The 17,787-nt window shown below is 38.6% G+C and carries 19 protein-coding genes and 1 riboswitch; of the genes, 5 read left to right on the top strand and 14 right to left on the bottom strand.

The genetic code is table 11. From position 1 onward, the window contains the following. Window positions 1-14: 14 nt before the first annotated feature. The 4 genes from HXV90_RS02565 to HXV90_RS02550 are packed head-to-tail and all read right to left on the bottom strand — an operon-like array spanning window position 15 to window position 2,177. Window positions 15-368, bottom strand: coding sequence for a YhjD family protein (locus tag HXV90_RS02565; RefSeq protein ID WP_009370358.1), 354 nt, complete (start codon window positions 366-368; stop codon window positions 15-17). Next, window positions 352-687 carry a YolD-like family protein gene (locus tag HXV90_RS02560; protein WP_269898280.1) on the bottom strand — a complete coding sequence of 112 codons (336 nt, stop codon included), beginning with the start codon at window positions 685-687 and terminating at the stop codon, window positions 352-354. The genes HXV90_RS02565 and HXV90_RS02560 overlap by 17 nt, the downstream gene beginning before the upstream one ends. 12 nt (window positions 688-699) lie before the next feature. Next, window positions 700-1,959 carry a Y-family DNA polymerase gene (locus HXV90_RS02555; RefSeq protein WP_269898279.1) on the bottom strand — a complete coding sequence of 420 codons (1,260 nt, stop codon included), beginning with the start codon at window positions 1,957-1,959 and terminating at the stop codon, window positions 700-702. After that, window positions 1,956-2,177 carry a transcriptional regulator gene (locus tag HXV90_RS02550; protein WP_048392481.1) on the bottom strand — a complete coding sequence of 74 codons (222 nt, stop codon included), beginning with the start codon at window positions 2,175-2,177 and terminating at the stop codon, window positions 1,956-1,958. The genes HXV90_RS02555 and HXV90_RS02550 overlap by 4 nt, the downstream gene beginning before the upstream one ends. 240 nt (window positions 2,178-2,417) lie before the next feature. On the opposite strand from HXV90_RS02550, the gene HXV90_RS02545 reads away from it, so the two are divergent. Together HXV90_RS02545 and HXV90_RS02540 are read left to right on the top strand one after the other, a co-directional pair. Further along, the gene (locus tag HXV90_RS02545; protein ID WP_442916333.1) at window positions 2,418-3,074 is read left to right on the top strand and encodes a cupin domain-containing protein; all 657 of its coding nucleotides are present in this window, start codon (window positions 2,418-2,420) and stop codon (window positions 3,072-3,074) included. A gap of 97 nt (window positions 3,075-3,171) precedes the next feature. After that, on the top strand, window positions 3,172-3,654 hold the full coding sequence (locus HXV90_RS02540; protein WP_269898277.1) for a DUF3231 family protein: 483 nt from the start codon (window positions 3,172-3,174) through the stop codon (window positions 3,652-3,654). 48 nt (window positions 3,655-3,702) lie between these two features. On the opposite strand, the gene HXV90_RS02535 is transcribed toward HXV90_RS02540, so the two are convergent. The 5 genes from HXV90_RS02535 to HXV90_RS02515 form a co-directional block, all read right to left on the bottom strand. Further along, window positions 3,703-6,309, bottom strand: a complete 2,607-nt coding sequence (locus HXV90_RS02535) for a cation-translocating P-type ATPase (RefSeq protein WP_269898276.1) — start codon at window positions 6,307-6,309, stop codon at window positions 3,703-3,705. Between the two features lie 253 nt (window positions 6,310-6,562). Next, window positions 6,563-7,753 carry an MFS transporter gene (locus tag HXV90_RS02530; protein WP_009370354.1) on the bottom strand — a complete coding sequence of 397 codons (1,191 nt, stop codon included), beginning with the start codon at window positions 7,751-7,753 and terminating at the stop codon, window positions 6,563-6,565. A 74-nt stretch (window positions 7,754-7,827) separates the two neighbouring features. Next, window positions 7,828-7,927, bottom strand: a riboswitch (purine riboswitch). A 396-nt stretch (window positions 7,928-8,323) separates the two neighbouring features. Continuing rightward, entirely contained in the window at window positions 8,324-8,884 is a 561-nt protein-coding gene (gene lepB, locus HXV90_RS02525; RefSeq protein ID WP_048392477.1) for a signal peptidase I, read from the bottom strand. Between the two features lie 149 nt (window positions 8,885-9,033). Next, window positions 9,034-9,144 carry a hypothetical protein gene (locus tag HXV90_RS02520; protein WP_004230560.1) on the bottom strand — a complete coding sequence of 37 codons (111 nt, stop codon included), beginning with the start codon at window positions 9,142-9,144 and terminating at the stop codon, window positions 9,034-9,036. Window positions 9,145-9,491: 347 nt separating this feature from the next. Next, window positions 9,492-10,427, bottom strand: a complete 936-nt coding sequence (locus tag HXV90_RS02515) for an LCP family glycopolymer transferase (RefSeq protein ID WP_054550408.1) — start codon at window positions 10,425-10,427, stop codon at window positions 9,492-9,494. Window positions 10,428-10,719: 292 nt separating this feature from the next. Between HXV90_RS02515 and HXV90_RS02510 the strand changes: the two genes are divergently transcribed. Beyond that, a complete protein-coding gene (locus HXV90_RS02510) occupies window positions 10,720-11,808 on the top strand; it encodes a M24 family metallopeptidase (RefSeq protein ID WP_103118312.1) in 1,089 nt (362 codons plus the stop codon). 14 nt (window positions 11,809-11,822) lie between these two features. Further along, window positions 11,823-13,022 (top strand): aminotransferase class V-fold PLP-dependent enzyme, encoded by a 1,200-nt coding sequence (locus tag HXV90_RS02505; protein ID WP_115673304.1) that lies wholly within the window; start codon window positions 11,823-11,825, stop codon window positions 13,020-13,022. Window positions 13,023-13,049: 27 nt separating this feature from the next. Here the strand turns inward: HXV90_RS02505 and HXV90_RS02500 are convergent, their stop codons facing one another. From HXV90_RS02500 to HXV90_RS02480, 5 genes are all read right to left on the bottom strand, one after another. Then, on the bottom strand, window positions 13,050-13,823 hold the full coding sequence (locus HXV90_RS02500; protein WP_036077236.1) for an IclR family transcriptional regulator: 774 nt from the start codon (window positions 13,821-13,823) through the stop codon (window positions 13,050-13,052). Between the two features lie 499 nt (window positions 13,824-14,322). Beyond that, window positions 14,323-14,751, bottom strand: a complete 429-nt coding sequence (locus HXV90_RS02495; RefSeq protein WP_004230567.1) for a MarR family winged helix-turn-helix transcriptional regulator — start codon at window positions 14,749-14,751, stop codon at window positions 14,323-14,325. A gap of 25 nt (window positions 14,752-14,776) precedes the next feature. After that, complete coding sequence (locus HXV90_RS02490) at window positions 14,777-15,532, bottom strand: SDR family NAD(P)-dependent oxidoreductase (protein WP_036077242.1); 756 nt, start codon at window positions 15,530-15,532, stop codon at window positions 14,777-14,779. A gap of 172 nt (window positions 15,533-15,704) precedes the next feature. Continuing rightward, window positions 15,705-16,709: an anti sigma factor C-terminal domain-containing protein gene (locus HXV90_RS02485; protein ID WP_269898275.1), complete on the bottom strand. Its 1,005-nt coding sequence runs from the start codon at window positions 16,707-16,709 to the stop codon at window positions 15,705-15,707. Next, window positions 16,699-17,202, bottom strand: a complete 504-nt coding sequence (locus HXV90_RS02480) for an RNA polymerase sigma factor (protein WP_066037741.1) — start codon at window positions 17,200-17,202, stop codon at window positions 16,699-16,701. Before HXV90_RS02480 ends, HXV90_RS02485 begins: the two co-directional genes overlap by 11 nt. A gap of 195 nt (window positions 17,203-17,397) precedes the next feature. On the opposite strand from HXV90_RS02480, the gene HXV90_RS02475 reads away from it, so the two are divergent. Then, window positions 17,398-17,766 carry a hypothetical protein gene (locus tag HXV90_RS02475; protein WP_103118314.1) on the top strand — a complete coding sequence of 123 codons (369 nt, stop codon included), beginning with the start codon at window positions 17,398-17,400 and terminating at the stop codon, window positions 17,764-17,766. The last annotated feature ends 21 nt before the right edge of the window (window positions 17,767-17,787 follow it).

Here is a 17,787-nt window from a genome sequence, read left to right as displayed (position 1 = left end):
TCGTAGACGTAAGCCTAGGCATTGTGTAAATGTTTATTCATTAGCTCTTCGACTTGGGTTTTTAACGCTTGATTGGCATAGCGTAGTACCTCATCATTGCCTGCGGTAGCCACCTGCACATCACTAAAATAATCATCAATTCGATGCCAGCCAACTAATCGTATTTTTTGCTGGGCGAGCTGACGTTTTAATTGAAAATAATCTTTGTGTAGCTGCTTTAATAAAGCATCCATAGCAGGTAAAAATACACGCTTCATCTTAAAATGTTCCGCCACTGTTAGGTCGTGCTGCAAGGATTTCACAGCTAAATCAAGCAGCAAATATTGATGTAATAATCGCCGCTGCTCTCCATTAATCACATCCATCATCTTCTATACGAGCAGCATAAATGTATCTTAACGGGATGGGCTTCGTTGTGGTAATGGTTTCTAGTAGCAGCTGCTCCTCGTTCATAGCTTGGATGGTACCTCCCCATTGCACATAGTTACCTTGTTCCCATATAGTTAACATAATATAGTTATGCTGTGTGAATGCTTGTGTGATTGTTTGCTGTAATTCTTCAAGCTCCCATTCAGCATGTTCCCGAGGCAACTCTGTCAACACCTCTTGTTTCCATGCCTTCAAAAGCATTAAATGCTCTGGTAGCATCATCGCTGTCCATTTCATCGTTCCTCTATCTCTTATCATTTTTTCCACTCCTTATGCTAAATGCCCGCCCACTAAGCGATTCCGTGAAATAGCTGTACCAGCGCTGGTATAGGAGGCTGCGCGTAATAAGGCCACCACTCCATATTTTCTACGAATCGCATCCATGACATGACCAATGACCTGTCGCTGGTCCTTACGCTCATCAAATAAATCAAGCTGAATGCTACGCTCTGGCTCTAAGTTTGTCAGTCTAACAGATAATTGACGCGCTGGCTCACCCGCAAAATGCTCATCTAGTAAGTCCAGACAAGTCTGATACATAACAAGGGTCTCATTGGTTGGATTTTCGATGGTTCTTGAGCGATGGAACCCCTTCGTCATCGCATTGCGACTGTAAGAGAGCCCCAAGCTAACAGTCCGCCCGACATAGCCTGCTTCTCGTGTACGTCGCATCACATCCTCACACATTTCTAGGAGTACAACCGCAATATCCTTTCGTGTGTGATAATCCTTCATGAGCATTTGACCCTTCCCAAAGCTTAATGCCGCATTGTTCACCAATGGCTCACCTAATGTGGAGAGATCAATGCCCCATGCATGGTAATAGTATTGATTACCCATAATACCAAAGCGCTTTTCTAATTCGGCTAAATCGGCATGGGCTAATCCACCGACTGTTTGAATACCCATCGCATTTAAATTGGCTGCCATCTGTTTCCCAATCCCCCACATATCAGATAAAGGACGCACTGGCCAAAGCTTTGTTGGGACATCGGCATAGGTCCATTTGGCAAAGCCTGTTTTTTTTGCCTCTAAATCTAATGCTAATTTAGCCATCAACATGTTTGGTCCCATGCCAATGGCGGACGGAATGCGAAACTTTTCATAGATGTCTTCCTGAATCAATTTGGCTACCTGCTCAGGCGAACCCCAAAGTTGCTCCGTGCCTGTTAGATCTATAAAGCTTTCATCCACACTATAAACATGGATCGCCTCTGGAGGGACATATTGTGCAATCAGACGCGTAATGGCCATTGACATCTCTAGAAAAAAGGACATTTTTGGTTCAAACAACTTAATATCTGGATGTTTGGGAATTTCATAACGCCGATTCCCTGTTTTAATGTTAAATTTTTCTTTCATCACTGGTGATGCAGCCAGCACAATACTGCCAGGTTGTTCAAAATTACCGATGATAGCAATTGGATCTGTCAGCACATCTAGCCCTTCTAGCATGGCAATACAGCTTGCATAAAAGCACTTCATATCAATACAAAAAATATCTTTCTGCGGGAAGTCTTTGTAATTCATATCACCTCAGACTCCCGTTGGAGAATGGGCAGAAGTGCTAGAACATTGTTAATATGAAACGTACGCTTCGCTAGCCTTGTAAAACAAAAGGCGGTAAAGGAATCACCTTTAATGTGGATGATTTTCACGCGCCTTTTCGTAATGGCACCTGATTTCGCTATATACATCATGTGAACGATTTGGTGACGATGCATGGCTTTTATCAACTGTTCTTTCATGTTGAATGCTCCTTTACTGACTCTGTTTGCGTTCATGTTGAACAGAGTTTTTGATAACTAAGAACAAACGTTTGTGTTTTTATTATACGCACGTATGTTCTGAAATAGAAGTGGTAATTTTAGCTAATTTTTTATCCAGATAGAGGCTGACTGTAGCTAGGCATTTGTGTAAGTCTAGAAGTACCTAAAACATAATCTATGATGATGAATAGCTCAATTTATATGAGAAAGGATGTAAGTATCAGCTCAAATATCGATTATAGCTCCCCTTCTGCAGCGTTCACTTTTGATGTCAATAAAAGTACGCTTTTTAAAAAAGACTCCCGAAATTACATTAATATTCTCGGTGTGGAACAATTAAATACATTAGAAAATACATCTTTGCTTGATATTTTTTTAAGTAAAGACAATGTCATCGAGCCACATTACCATCAAAATGCTGCAGAGCTTGTCTATTGTATTGCAGGAGCAGTAACGGTTTCTCTATTGAATCCCTTTACCAAGAAAATTCAAAACTATCCTATCAAGCCTGGGCAGGTTGCGAATGTACCACAGGGCTGGTGGCATTATGAAGTAGCCACAGAAGATGACACGCATCTACTTGCTATTTTTGATGCGCCAACGCCAGAGGTCATTTTAGGCTCTGATATCTTAAAATTCACACCAGCCAATATTATGGCCCATACGTATTGTTTAGATGAAGAACAATGGAAGAAAACGATTGCACCGATTGTTCCTACGACTTATATCGGACCAGCAAAAGGCTGCAATCGTGTCCAATCAGCAACCGATCAAGCCCCTTATAAACCAACCATGCCACAGCAATATATGAAACCATGTCCATACCCTTATCCCTATCGTTACCCTCCTATGTACCCTTATGGCACCTACTATTAGCGACCTCTTATACATTTTTTATTGTAAAAGATGAATAGAATGTCATTTACTGCTACATCCTAATCTTAAATCAACCTAAGAGTTAGGAAGTGTCAGGATGACAATGATAAATGATAATCTAGCATCGCTACGATTTAAGGAGGTTTTCAAGCTTTGGTCACAGCTTGGGATCAATCAAGGCTATATTGCTTCCAGTCATGCTTTTTTTAAGCATACGCGTGATAAAAACTTAAAAATCCTTACATTGGAATTTATTCAATGTTTAAAAGAGGAAAATAAACAGCTAACACTGCTATTAAAGGAAAACGGTGTGCTGGCACCAACAGCATCGATAGAATACAGTAAAATGAAAATAACGGATATTCGTGGGAAATCTTTCATTAATGATGGCGAAATAAGTGCTATTTTATCGATGAATATTGCCTCTTCTTTGATTGCCGTAAGCCAAGCTTTAGAGCTGGCAGTAAAGAAGACACATCTAACTAAATATAGTGAACTCCATATGCGTTATGCGCTACTTGGAGCGAGATTGATTGACCTAAGTAAGAGTAAAGGCTGGTTATTAGCCTCTACACACTAAAAAGAAGCCTCCGTTTTAATAACTAACGGAAGCTTCTTTTTTTAATCTTTATCGATTTCTCACGAACAGTAGCTTATACCATTGATTGACTAGGAATGGTAACACCGATAGGCTATAAATAAAGCCTAGCTGAGCAGGTGTTAATGGAGCTACCTCAAAGACCGTTGTAAGCATCGGCATAAATAAGACCATGTGTAAACTTAGCACACCAATGATAAAGGCGAACCACGTATATTTATTCGAAAATACACCAATCGCAAAGATGGATTGTTTGGATCGAGAATTAAAGCCATGGACTAACCTTGACAGGCATAGTGTTGTAAAGGCCATCGTGCTTGCTGTTAACGTATCGCCTGTCGATAAACCGATTTGAAACGCAATAATGGTGGAGATGGCGATTAATATCCCTTCAAGCACAACTTGTGTGGTAAATTTTTTATTTAATAAAGGAGTATGAATGTTTCTAGGCTTGTCCTTCATTGTTTTCTTATTATTTGGCTCTAAACCGATGGCAATAGCAGGCAGACTATCTGTTAATAAGTTGATGAATAGAAGATGGACAGGTGCAAAAGGAACAGGTAAGCCCAGAACCGTTGCATATAACACGACAAAAATAGCGCCTGCATTTCCAGATAATAAGAACAGAATGGCATTTTTAATATTTGTATAGATGCTACGGCCATTGGCGATTGCTTTAACAATTGTTGAAAAATTGTCATCCGTTAAAATCATGGATGAGGCATCTTTTGCAACCTCTGTGCCTGTTACGCCCATAGCCACCCCAATATCTGCTTGCTTCAAAGCAGGTCCATCATTGACACCGTCTCCTGTCATGGCAACCACATGTCCTTTATCCTGCCATGCTTTAACAATTCGAATTTTTTGGGCTGGTGTAACACGGGCATAAACAGAATAATCCTGTACTTTCTCTTGCAGCTCTTGATCAGTTAAGCCTTCGAGCGCATGTCCCTCTATAGCTTCAGCTGGATTTTGCAAAATACCAATTTGTTCGGCAATCGCGGTTGCTGTAATTTTATGGTCTCCTGTAATCATGACGGGTTTAATACCTGCCTTTATACAGCTTTCCACAGCCTCTTTCGACTCTTTTCTTGGAGGGTCCATCATCGCTACTAAGCCGACAAAGATTAAATCTCGTTCCGCTCGTGGATCGACTTTTTGTAGAGGCAATACCTCCTTATAAGCAATGGCTAACACCCTTAAACCATTCATAGAAAAATCACGATTCACCGCCTCGATTTTCTGGCGATGCTGCGGGGTTATCTCAAAAATACCTGTTGATGTTTTGATTCGTGTCACTTTTGGTAAGAGTACATCCAGAGCCCCTTTGGTAATCATGATGGGCTGCTTGTCCATCTGATTGACAGTGCTCATAAGCTTCCTCGTCGAATCAAATGGAACTTCAGCCAATCGTGGATATTGCTCACGTATCTTCAATTCATCTAACCCATACTGTTTCCCCAATTTCACGAGCGCAATTTCTGTAGGATCACCAATTTCTTTGTGGTCACGCTCGACAGCGTCACTACATAAAAGCGCTTTTACCATTAGTTCTTTTTCCACTGGATTTATTGGATTGAGCCAATCATGAGGAATTTTCTTCTGGTCCACAAAAACTTCCTGTACCACCATTTTATTTTCTGTTAAAGTACCTGTTTTATCAGAACAGATGACCGATACACTCCCCAAGCTTTCCACAGCATAAAGCTTGCGGATGATCGCATTTTCCTTTGCCATCTTTTGGGTGCCAAAAGCTAATACGATGGTCACGATAGAACTTAAAGCCTCAGGGATAGCCGCCACAGCAAGAGATACAGCAAACATAAAGGATTCTACTAAGGCTCGTCCTCGGATAAGATCAATCGTAAAGATTGCTAAACAAATCAGCGTAATCCCTAAGGCTAATTTTTCACCGAATTGATCGAGACTAATTTGTAATGGCGTTTTCTTTTCCTTGGCTGTATCGAGTAAATTCGCAATTTTTCCGATTTCCGTCTGCATCCCAATTGCCGTAACCATCACGATGCCACGTCCATTGGTCACAAAGCTTCCTGAGTACACCATATTTTTCTTATCCGCAATGGTGATATTCTGCTTCCGAATGGGGTCTGTACTTTTTGCCACAGCAATCGATTCGCCTGTAAGAGAGCTTTCGTTGATGTGTAAATTATGGCTTTCTAGTAGTCTTCCATCCGCATTAATATAATCTCCAGCCTCCAACATCAGGAGGTCCCCTACTACAATTTCTTCAGAAGGAATTTCGACTAGTTGATTATGACGCATGACCTTGGCAATGGGAGAGGTCAATGCTTTTAGATTATCTAATGATTGTTCGGCCTTCACATGCTGCACTGTACCTAAAATGGCATTTAAAATAACCACGATCATGATCACAATGGTGCTTTCTACTTCTCCTAGTAGAAAGGAAACGAAAGCAGCAACGAGTAAAATGATGACCAATAAATCTTTGAATTGGCCCATAAAAACAGCCAACGTACTTGTCTTTTTCCCTTCCTCTAATACATTATAGCCATAGACCTGTTGCCTCTTTTGGACGTCATCATCAGTCAAACCTTGCATGGTGACGTTCAATATCTTCATGACTTCAGCAGTTGATTGTTGATGATATTCAGTCATTGAGTTCTCCTTCCATTTACAAGATTTGAAAGTCTCCTACTATTTTTCTTAAAAATAATATTCGCTCTTAAAATCTCAAACTCCTCAAATCTGTAAATTCATTAACTACAACAATCTATTCCATAGGTAATTAGAGTATGCTAAGAAACCATAGAGAATTTAATTTTGGGAAGTGTACGAAAATAGATTCATGCAAACCAATTAAAAAGGTATTGGGATGGCTTTCCCAATACCTTTCAGGGCTATCGTTCGATTATGAATGATGATGTGCTGACTGATAATCTACGTGCTGTTCCTGTCCAAGAGGTGCCCTTTTAATAGAAAAGATCGCGCAGCCTAATGCACAAAGAACTAGAATTGTACCAAAGCTAGCTAGGTGCATAACGGACCCTGTCCAAGCAAACATTGCGCCACCAACTGCTGATCCGATAGAAATACCAATTTGCAGGGCAGCTGTATTTAAGCTTTGCTGAATATCCGATGATTGAGGATCCGCCTGAATTAAGTAATTTTGTAATGGCGGTGTCAGTGCCCAGCTCAACGCACCCCATAAAACCGTAAATACTAAAAACAGTGGAAGGGCAATAATTGTATAAGGAATACTAAATAAGACAATGGCAAAGGCTGAGACAATTAAAATTATGGCTTTACTTGTGCCAATTTTATCACTCACCCATCCACCTACAGCATTCCCACTAACAGAGGCAATACCAAAGATTAAGTAACAGATACTAATCCATGAAGCATTCATATCAAATGCCTCTACTAAAAATGGTGTTAAATAGGCATAGAGCATGTAATGGCCCGCTAGCATAAATAGGGTAGTTAACTGTGCTGTCAGGATTTTTAAATTCGCCAGCGATTTAATTTGCGCCTTGAGTGGCACTACTTCTCCAATTGGCATTTTTTCAAGTAATAAAGCAATTAATATCATTGAAATCGTTGATAGGATACTAATACCTAAAAATACAGCTCGCCAGCCAAACGCTTCTGTAATAAAAATACCCATTGGCACACCGATCACCAGCGCAGAACTTACCCCCATAAAAACAAGCCCCAGTGCTTTAGCACGATGGCGAGGCTCTACGATTTTAGTTGTAATCGTTAATGATAAAACAATCACTAACGCTGTACTCATAGCTGTGAAAATACGTGCGATTAGCACAATGATAAACGTTGTACTAAAGAAGGTCATTAAATTTCCTAACGTAAAAATAAATAAAGAAATAAGGAATAAGCGCTTGCGTTCCACCTTGGCTGTCAAGGATAGTAGGACAGGCGCAGAAATCGCATAAACAAGTGCAAAAATAGTAATTAATTGTCCTGCTGTCGCTAAAGACACATCTAAATCCTCTGCAATATTTGGCAGGATTCCACCAACAATTAATTCAACTAACCCTACTGCAAAGGTAGTCACAGCAAGAATATAAACTCTCCAATTCATCGTAATCTCCCCTTCGATACACGTTCATTTTTGTAGGAGATTGTTTTAAAACAAACTAAAAAAATCCTGACTACAAAAATGAAGCAAAGTTTTGTAGTCAGGATTTTATGGTTCCTGGTAGAGACCCTCAATCCATATTATTGAGGTTATACAGATCAAATATTTACTTTAGCTATAGTAGCACATCAAAATTTCATTGACAATAGCTTTTTTCATAGAATTCATTGCCTCTAAAAATCTTTTTGGCAAGAGAAAATTTCGATTTTCTGCTTATATTTCGACGAATTTGACATATATAAACATACAATAACTATTTTACGAGGTGATTGTTTGCGTATAGTAGGATTTGTCTGCTATTTTTTAATACTATTTTATGGCGTAGAATTAGTAGAAGAAGCGTTCACAAATGAAGAACCAGCAATGCAATCTCCCATGAAAAGTAAGCCATCGCCCATCAAGGAAACCGTTGAAAATTCAAGGATTTGTGTCTATTATCCCACTTATAAAAGCTGTACCGATTTACCCCAACAATAAAAAAGAGGCTACTCAATGGAGTGACCTCTTTTTTCATCATTTTGAGCCAATATGAAAATGACTAAATGGATATAGTATTAATTTCGATTCACCATATACAGCATCCTCTGAAATTAAACCATAATGGCGACTGTCACTACTTTTTAGGCGATTGTCACCAAGCACAAAATACATGCCCTCTGGCACTTCTTTTTCATTCACTAATTGTTCCAATGTAAAGTTTTCCGTAATGCGTAATTGATTAGGATCATCCGTTTGACGGTTCACATAATCTTCTTTATATGCTTTGCCATTGACGTACAATACATCATCTTTCATTTCCACTTTATCCCCTGGAAGCCCAATGACACGTTTAATATATAACTCATCTTCGACAGGAGATTGGAAAACAATTTGATCAAAACGCTCGATTTTACTTGTTTTGCTTACAATAATAATATCCTTATCGTGATAAGTTGGATACATAGATGCTCCCTGTACTTTAATCGGCGCAAATAAGAATTGCTTACAGCCAAAAACAACAACAGCTGTAATGACAATAATTTTGATGTAGGATAATATTTCTTTTTTAAGATTGGATGTTTTTTCCGCTTGCATGCTCATTCCCCGATACTGTTTTTTTAATAGTATAACATTTTCTCACTATTATTGACGAATGAATCACACAAATTGTTTCCTATTCATAGAAAAATAGACAAGGCTACAAAGTAACATTGTCTAGAAATTGATATTTTACTGTTTCAACGTTATGAATGGTTAGTTTGTGTAGCAGAGTGATGCTGCTCGTTTAATAAATCTACTGCTAATACGATACCCACTGGTAATGCAAATGCTAATAAAATTGTGCCTACAATCATCACAATCACTCCTTTAACCATTTCTAATGTCAGTATACACTTAATTTTCTGATATTTCAAGAAATATCGAAAAATGATGAATAACAGCAAAAAAATCATTCAACTAGGCATGCACCCTACCTGAATGATTTTTTATCCCTTACATAAATAATTTTAAACATAATACTTGTAGGCCTCTTATTGCTGATTGGACTGGATTTTTTCGCACTTTACGTTTAGGTACATAGCTTTGCATGCAATGATTCAGCGCTGTATACCTCAGCACCTGGGTCCTCCCATTCATTCATCTCCCTCCCTTCGTGGCCAAAAAGTTTACAACTAGTATGCGACATTTGTAAGCAACTTGCTTACTTTTGTAAATGGTTTTTTAAATCTGTTTGTATTTTTTGAAGCTCTGCCTCATTCGGAATATAGTACCAAATGCGGTTAATCCTTTCACCGTCTCCCTGTTCGAACGATAACTGCTCAATATCCTTATCCATTTTTTTATAAATACTTTGCAGCTGAATAAGGTCCTTCACCGAAAAGTTCATGCGAACATTGTCGCCTAGTACATTCAACATATCAGTTGCTTTTAATAATGTTGATGGTGTGGAGGCTTTTTTCATCACCGCTTCAATGATTTGACGTTGTCGAATTTGGCGTCCAAAATCACCTCGAGGATCTTCATAACGAATACGAGAAAAAATAAGGGCCTCATTACCATCTAATGTGATTTCTCCCTTTGGATAATGGTATTCGTCAAAGGTTAAATCCATATCATTATCGATTGTTACGCCACCCAGCGTATCAATAATTTGTAAAAAGCCCTCCATATTAATAAATACATAATAATCAATGGGTATATCTAAAAAATTTTCGACCGTATCCACAGCCATAGGGACGCCTCCAAAGGCATAGGCATGATTAATCTTATCTACCGTATCATGACCAACGATTTCTGTTCGAGTATCACGGGGTATACTAAGCATTTTCATCGTCTGCTTTTCAGGATTTACAGTGATTACAATCATGGTATCGGAACGTCCACTATCATCTTTACGTTCATCGACCCCAAGCATTAGAACCGAAAAGGGATCTTTTTTAATCACTGTTTTTTCTTCTGGTTGTGCTGCATCTGTTGTTTGAATAAGTGGTGTATTTATTTTATTCATAGTTTTTTGGATGGTAAAGTAGGCAGTACCTATAAAAATTAAAAAAATTGCTAATAGGCTACCAACAATCCACAGCCATAATTTTTTCTTGCTCTTTTTCTCTTTTGAGCGTTTCATGTTTTTTTCCATACATAAGTCCTTTCTTGCTTAACAATTTTGCCCCTCTTTTTGACGTATTAAGTTGGAAAAAAGTTTATCTAGTCTACTTATATGCATAATGAACGAAAAAAAGACGTACACTAGTATTTACTAAATTTACAACATACTATTCCCTCATTTGTCAATTATCTTCCTTTTACATTCATTGCCCTCTATCAAAATGGTGCTATCTTAATTTATTGAAAATTCATTATTGTTGATATATACTATTTTTCAGATACAACGTCTCTATAATAGAAACGTTTTTAGGAGGAATCACTCAATGTTTCAAAAAAGAAGAGAGCAGCTCGTTTCCCGTATGCAGCAACAGTCAATTGATGTAGCAGTGCTAGTGCCAGGGTCAAACATGTATTATTTTACAGGTCTTCAGTTAAAGCAAAGTGAACGCCTAACAGTAGTCGCTATTACTGCTCATCATCAATTATACTTTCTCGTTCCACAAGTAGAATTAACAAAAGTTGACTTGGGTAATGGAGGGACAATCCTATCCTATTCGGATGAGGAAGGACCGTCACAGGCCATCCAGCAACTAAAAAAAGAACTAGGAACAGCGCAGACACTTGCCATTGAGTTTGACACCATGCGCGTGAAGGAACAGAAAGCTATCGAAAACCTTACATATGACACTTTATGTAATATCGGTGAAACCATTCGTGATATACGTATGGAAAAAGATGAACACGAAATAGCCCTCATGCGTCAGGCTGTACAGATCGTCGAAGAAAGTCTTGCAGCCACATTACCGATTATTCAAGCTGGTATTTCAGAGATGGAAGTCGCAGCCCAATTAGAATATGAAATGAGACGACGTGGATCAGAGGGAACACCTTTTGGAACCATTGTTGCTTCTGGTTATCGAGGTGCACTTCCTCATGGTAGAGCGAGCACAAAGAAAATAGAGACAGGTGAATTAATCGTCATAGATTTTGGCGCGATTTATAAGGGCTATGTGGCGGATATGACTAGAACAGTTGCTTTAGGAGAAGTTTCTCCAACGCTCAAAACAATTTATAGCATTGTGAAGCAAGCAAATGAAACAGCCATAGCAGCCATAAAACCAGGTATGACAGCTCATGCCATTGATGATCTAGCCAGAGACATTATTCGCGATGCCGGCTATGGCAATTCTTTCACACACCGACTTGGCCATGGCATTGGTTTAAGTGCACATGAAGAGCCTTATATGATGCAGCGTAATCAGCTAGTGTTAAAGCCAGGCATGGCCTTTACCGTGGAGCCAGGTATCTATGTGCAGGATGTTGGTGGTGTTCGTATCGAGGATAATTTAATCGTCACAGAAAATGGTTACGAAAATTTAATGACCTATTCGAAAGAATTAATCATTTTATAAGGTTGGTGTGTACAATGATCGATATGAGGAAAATACAACAGGATATGCCGCTACTTGAACACTATATTTATCTAAACACAGCTGCTGCATCTGCCATGCCACAGCCAGTAGTGGATGAAATGACTAGCTATCTCCAAAAACAAGCAAGTATTGGTCCCTACTTGCCCTCTTTTCGTCAAGAAACGTATGCGCAAGTAGAGCGTATTCGAGAAAAAGCAGCATTGTTCATCGGCGCAACAAAAGAGGAGATTGCCTTTGTGCCAAACGGTTCAGTGGCGATTAATTATGTCGCAGGTGGCTTGCAATGGAAACAGGGAGATGAGGTCATAGTGCTCGACACAGAAATGTTGAGTAACTATGTGCCTTGGCTTGCCCTTCAGCAACAAGGGGTTCAGCTGAAAGTGTTAAAAACCAATGATGAATATATGGTAGATTTATATGCACTTGAACAACTCATCACACCACAAACAAAATTAATTGCCTTTGCCCATATGTCTAACGCTGCTGGGGCACTCCAGCCTGCCAAAGAAATATGTCAGCTAGCCCAGCAACACCATGTACTAACATTGATGAATGCCAATCAAACACTTGGTTTAACACCCATTAATGTTGCCGAACTTGGCTGTGACTTTCTAGTTGCTAGTGGGCGGAAATGGCTACGCGGCCCTGAAGGATCAGGTATTTTATATGTACGAGAAGCACTCATTCCAACATTGACGCCTATTATGATTGGCTGGGGCAGCACCCAGTGGGATTATCAGAACAATGCCTATTCTTTTTTAGAAACAGCTAAACGTTTTGAGCCAGGTTGTCCGATCATTCCAAGTATTTTCGGCTTAGGGGCAGCTATTGATTATGCGAACAATATCGGTATCCATCACATATATGATCGTGTAAAGCAGCTAACAAACTATTTAATTGAACAGCTTGCAACCATTCCAGGCATTGTCTTATATGGTCCTCAAAATAGTGCTCATCGATTATCGATTACGCCGTTTAACATTGAAGGGCTGTCACCAGATGAGCTAACCAATGCTTTAGCAGAACATGGGGTCATCATTGAAGCTGGCACATTTATGGCGAATACCATTATGGAACGCAATCAAATTTCTAAAATGGCCCGTTTTTCACCACACTATTTTAATACGTTTGAAGAAATTGACAAGGCCGTATCCATCATGAAAAAAATCCAAGCAAAGGCTCAAGATAGTTAATGTCTATCTTGAGCCTCTTTTTCATGCTTATTCATGATATAATTTAAAGCTGTATTGATCGAAATACCGTTGAATATTCATCGCTCCATATTGAAGAACATTGACCATATCAGGTAATTTCTCCTCTGTTGGCTTACGATAAATAGGGCCAGCAATTGTTAAAGAGGCAATGACTTCTTTTTTACTATTAAAAAGAGGTACACCTAGCCCAAATACTGAATGAGAGTACTCTCCTGTTGAAAAGCACCAGCCTTGCTGTTGTATTTTTTCTAAATCGGCTAACATTTCATCAGGGTCAGTAATGGTTTCAGGAGTTAATCTTTTCATCCCATGCTCCATGATCTCCTTTTTTCTCTCTTCAGGTAGATACGCCATGATGACTTTACAAGATGCCCCGATATGTAGTGGTGTCCGCGTGCCAATCGACACTGAAAACTTAATGGTTTGAGAGCTCTCAGCTATTTCTACTGTGACACCATCTGTTCCATCCAGCCATGTTAAAAATACGGATTCTTTGATGGTATCTGCAAGGTTGATCATAATTGGTAAAACAAAGTCAGAAAGATTTAATTTATCTTTAACCATCTGGCCATATTCTAGAAAGCGAAGCCCTAATTCATATTTTTTTGTCTCAGGATTTTGAATAAGAAAGCCTTGTTTTTCGAAGGTTGCTAAAATCCGATAAATAATGGAGTGACTAATATCCATCTCTTTTGCTAGCTCACGAACACCCCATGTAGGATTTTCCTTATTAAAATATTTCAGTACCTCCAATGAGTTATCTAATGTTTTTAATGTCATTTCACACCTCAAATGTCTCTATAATAGAACCGTATTTTGATTATAAAATGAAGACGGACAATTTTCAATAAATTCAACTATTTTACAATTAGATTTTAAATGAACTATTTCATTTCAAGCAGTTCATATGGACATTCGTATTGTGCTGAGCATGGCTATCACCTAAAAAAGGAAAGCTATCCGCTGGAATCCTCTTTTTATCCGTCACATTTTGAGTTTTATCCGCCAGTTTGGACATTCTATCCACTTAGAGCCATTCTATCACCCAAAAAAAGAAGGCTATCCGCTAGATTCCTCTTTTTATCCGTCACATTTCGAATTTTATCCGCCAGTTTGGACATTCTATCCACTTAGAGCCATTCTATCATGCAAAAAAAGAAGGCTATCCGCCAGAATCCTCTTTTTATCCGTCACATTTTGAATTTTATCCGCCAGTTATCCGCCTAAACAAAGAAAAATCAACCCACCTCTTAAAAGGTAGGTTGATCTTTTTACATGGTTATTTCTGCTGGATACCCTGTACTAATTTTTCTTGAATCCGCAAGTATTGGGCAATTTCCTCATCATCTAATACTTCAAAAAGCTGTACAAAGACCTCTTTTCCGATAGATTGAGCCTTTGCTAAAGCACTTTGACCCTCATCTGTAATTTGTAAGCGAATGGTGCGGCGGTCGGATGGATCATATAGTCTTTCTGCTAATCCAAGCTTGACCAGCTTTTCAGCAATGCTCGTCATAGCACCTTTTGTATAGCCGATTGTCTCAGCTAATTCGGCTTGTTTTTGAGGGCCTTTGACATGTAGCTCATTTAAAACTAAAATTGGTGAAATTCCTAAAGGATATGGGAACGCTTTTGTAAAACGTATAATATTCGCATTGTTCACCTGTTCAATCATATGAATCAGTTTAAAAATATTTGTCTGTTTCAAAAAAATCCTCCTCAAACGCTGAGAATTAATGAAGCATTAGTGAGCCTCCATCCACCATAATCGTTTGACCTGTAATGTATTGAGAATCGTCAGAAGCTAAGAAAACAGCTACTCGACCAATATCTTGCTCAATATCACCAAAACGGCCTAACGGGATTTTACTTCTCACCGCTTCATAATACTCTGGCTGTGCTTTTGCCCATGCTTGTACACCTGGTGAATCAGCAAGCGGACTAATGATATTGACATTAATACCAAAACGTCCCCATTCATTTGCGGCAACACGGGAAATACCACGAATGGCTTCCTTGGCAGCGGCATAAGCAGCCTGTGTTTCATGACCTTGAATGCCTGCTCCAGATGCAAAGTTAATAATATTACCCTTAGTTTCTTTTAAATGCGGTAGGGCTGCTTGCATTAAATAGAAGGTTGGATAAAAACCTGTTCCAAATGACAAATCAAGATCTGCTTGTGTAGTTTCTTCTATTGTAACTTGTTTAGCAGCATGAGCGTTATTAACTAGCACATCTAGTTTACCGTATTTTTCTACGACTGTATCAATAATTTTTGGTAATTGGTCGCGTTCCATTAGATTAGCCTGTAAAAACATAGACTTCGGAGACATTTCTTGTAATTCTTTTGCCATTGCCTCGCCTGCTTCTGCATTTAAGTCAACAATTGTAACAATCGCCCCTTCCTTTACCATAGCTTTTGCCATTCCACTACCAATACCACCTGCACCACCAGTAATGATGACCACTTTGTTTTGTAGTTTACCCATTGCAACAACATCTCCTTCTTGTTTATCTGTTAATAGTTTAACATTAAACTATTTAATTTTAAACTAAATTGTTTCAGATAAAAGAGCCTATTCTGGAGAAGGGTTCAACCAAAATAAGCTTTTCTAAAATTGATCTTTCTACATGATTATGCCGATTCTCTTTTCCAACGCTCTATTTCTGATTTGATATTACCCCAAATATAGACCCTTTAATGTAGGTTTGTCCTTGTAAAGACTGCAATTGCTCTGGAGTACCAGTTACTACAGCCCCACTTATTTTCACATCACTTTTCTCCAGGGTGCCATTTTCCCCTACTAAAGCTTGATAAACCTGGTTTGTTTCCCACTCAAAGTTCTTGCTTTTACGAAGAAGCTCAATGTTTCGAATAAAGGTCTCAACCTCGTCGTTTGAAGAGCGTCGAGGTTTTGGTTTGGATTGCTCTGATTGAAAGCCATAAATGTATGGATCATTGGCTGAAATAGTATTCTGTTCTTGCTTAAAAAAATCTAGTGTATCATCTGTATAGGCATCCACCCACCACCAATCTACTTGTACTTCAGAAGGTAGCTTGCTTTTAATTTCACCAAAATCATAGGCATCATCAAAAGAAATAGCTATTTCTACTAAAGTATTTTTCTCCAATTGAGGCAGTTCACTAATATTATCTTGATAATGGTCGTAGGAAATCCTTGGATGATAAAAAAACATTTCTCGGTCACCTGTGTAGTCATTAAACCGTTCGAATTGATATGTTTCGGCCAGTGATTCTGAACCTTCTATTTGGATGGGGCTAGAAATGGCCGTTCGTGTAAGCGTTCCAAATAAATTATAATCGCTTTTGATAGGCTGCCAAACATATGGCCGATGCTGATCTCCAAGCACCTTATAGGTTGTTGTTGTTATTTTCCCTCCCAGCAAATGATCGTCATAAACCTGATTACTAATTTGGACATTGGGCGCACTTATTTCGTTAAATAAATGAATATCATCCATTACTTTTTGCGCACTATTTAACGATAAAGCCCTCAGCCCATACCATAATGCTATTAGCACAATTGGTGTAACGACCAATGTAATCCCAATCATTTTGACTGTTGACCAAAACCTTGCCTTTCTCATTATTTTTTTCGTTTGTCTATCATCAAACAAAAATTCATTTTCTTCTTTATTCATCATGAATATCCTCCTTAAATCGTTCAGTAAATTCTTCCCTAGCACGTCTGACATGCGTTTTTAGTGTGTTTTCATTCTTGTTCATCAAGGCTGAAATTTCCTTATACGATAATCCCAGCTCATATTTCAGGATTAATAATTCCTGATGCAAAATGGATAGCGTTTCGAGTGTGTTCTGTATGTCCTTTAATTTTTCTTTCTTTAGCATCTGGATCTCAGGAATATGAATGAATGAAGTCAATTGAACTTCCTCTAATTCTGTTGTTGGATGACGTGTTTCTTTTCTCTTGAGATCATAAAATTGATTGGTTGCTACACGATATAACCAACTCATTACTTTGTCTGACTGAATTCCATTTTTATGTAATAAAAATTTATAACATGTATCTTGGACGATATCTTCTGCATCCTCATGGGCTAATCCACGTTTTCTCAAATAACGATATAGCAGCGTTCCTGCTTGCTGTAGAAACGCATTCATTGATTGCTTTACCATGTCCACCTCCCTTCTGCCTATACAACGCAGAACTCCATGAAAAGTTTACATATTACAAAAAGTTCTCATTAAATATTTTAGTTTAATGAAAACCAACAACATTTATTTTCAAATACATACAAGCATCTTTTTAATTTGACAAGAATATACTGTAGCAGCTAGCTAAAATCACTTTCAAGAAAGGAGTTGTGGATAATGGGTGCTAAATGGATAAAGGTTTCAGTCTTTTATTTATTAATTGCTTTTGCTTTTGGCCTGTTTATGCATTATACGGTTCAACTTCAATGGAAAGCGACACATGCTCATATTGGTGTGGTAGGTTGGCTGACTACTGGATTCATTGGTTTAATTTATTCGACTTATAAAAATGCTGCGGAGACAGGTCTCGCCAAAGCACAGTTCTGGCTTTACAATCTCGGTTTACCCTTCCTTTTTGTTGGCATGATGATGGTGTATTGGGATGTACCACGCTGGTTATTTGAGCTTTTCGTGTCTGGTGGTGGAATTGCTGTAGCGCTGTCTGTCCTGTTATTCTTTATCAATGTCTTCAAATATGTAAGATAAATAGAAAAGCCCCGCTTCACA

The organism is Lysinibacillus sp. JK80, assembly GCF_027557635.1.
Taxonomy (GTDB): domain Bacteria; phylum Bacillota; class Bacilli; order Bacillales_A; family Planococcaceae; genus Lysinibacillus; species Lysinibacillus capsici.
The sequence above is the reverse complement of the archived record's forward strand: the minus strand, read 5'-3'. Positions and strand labels throughout refer to the sequence as shown.

Excerpts from the sequence above, each read along its gene's own strand:
- HXV90_RS02520 (WP_004230560.1), bottom strand. The coding sequence starts at position 9,144 with ATGATTGTAGGCACAATTTTATTAGCATTTGCATTACCAGTGGGTATC.
- HXV90_RS02540 (WP_269898277.1), top strand. The coding sequence starts at position 3,172 with ATGACAATGATAAATGATAATCTAGCATCGCTACGATTTAAGGAGGTT.
- HXV90_RS02480 (WP_066037741.1), bottom strand. The coding sequence starts at position 17,202 with ATGGTAAAGCAATCAATGAATGCGTTTCTACAGCAAGCAGGAACGCTG.
- HXV90_RS02555 (WP_269898279.1), bottom strand. The coding sequence starts at position 1,959 with ATGAATTACAAAGACTTCCCGCAGAAAGATATTTTTTGTATTGATATG.
- HXV90_RS02500 (WP_036077236.1), bottom strand. The coding sequence starts at position 13,823 with ATGACATTAAAAACATTAGATAACTCATTGGAGGTACTGAAATATTTT.
- lepB (WP_048392477.1), bottom strand. The coding sequence starts at position 8,884 with ATGCAAGCGGAAAAAACATCCAATCTTAAAAAAGAAATATTATCCTAC.
- HXV90_RS02490 (WP_036077242.1), bottom strand. The coding sequence starts at position 15,532 with ATGGGTAAACTACAAAACAAAGTGGTCATCATTACTGGTGGTGCAGGT.
- HXV90_RS02560 (WP_269898280.1), bottom strand. The coding sequence starts at position 687 with ATGATAAGAGATAGAGGAACGATGAAATGGACAGCGATGATGCTACCA.
- HXV90_RS02475 (WP_103118314.1), top strand. The coding sequence starts at position 17,398 with ATGGGTGCTAAATGGATAAAGGTTTCAGTCTTTTATTTATTAATTGCT.
- HXV90_RS02530 (WP_009370354.1), bottom strand. The coding sequence starts at position 7,753 with ATGAATTGGAGAGTTTATATTCTTGCTGTGACTACCTTTGCAGTAGGG.
- HXV90_RS02505 (WP_115673304.1), top strand. The coding sequence starts at position 11,823 with ATGATCGATATGAGGAAAATACAACAGGATATGCCGCTACTTGAACAC.
- HXV90_RS02515 (WP_054550408.1), bottom strand. The coding sequence starts at position 10,427 with ATGGAAAAAAACATGAAACGCTCAAAAGAGAAAAAGAGCAAGAAAAAA.
- HXV90_RS02485 (WP_269898275.1), bottom strand. The coding sequence starts at position 16,709 with ATGATGAATAAAGAAGAAAATGAATTTTTGTTTGATGATAGACAAACG.
- HXV90_RS02550 (WP_048392481.1), bottom strand. The coding sequence starts at position 2,177 with ATGAAAGAACAGTTGATAAAAGCCATGCATCGTCACCAAATCGTTCAC.
- HXV90_RS02510 (WP_103118312.1), top strand. The coding sequence starts at position 10,720 with ATGTTTCAAAAAAGAAGAGAGCAGCTCGTTTCCCGTATGCAGCAACAG.
- HXV90_RS02565 (WP_009370358.1), bottom strand. The coding sequence starts at position 368 with ATGATGGATGTGATTAATGGAGAGCAGCGGCGATTATTACATCAATAT.
- HXV90_RS02535 (WP_269898276.1), bottom strand. The coding sequence starts at position 6,309 with ATGACTGAATATCATCAACAATCAACTGCTGAAGTCATGAAGATATTG.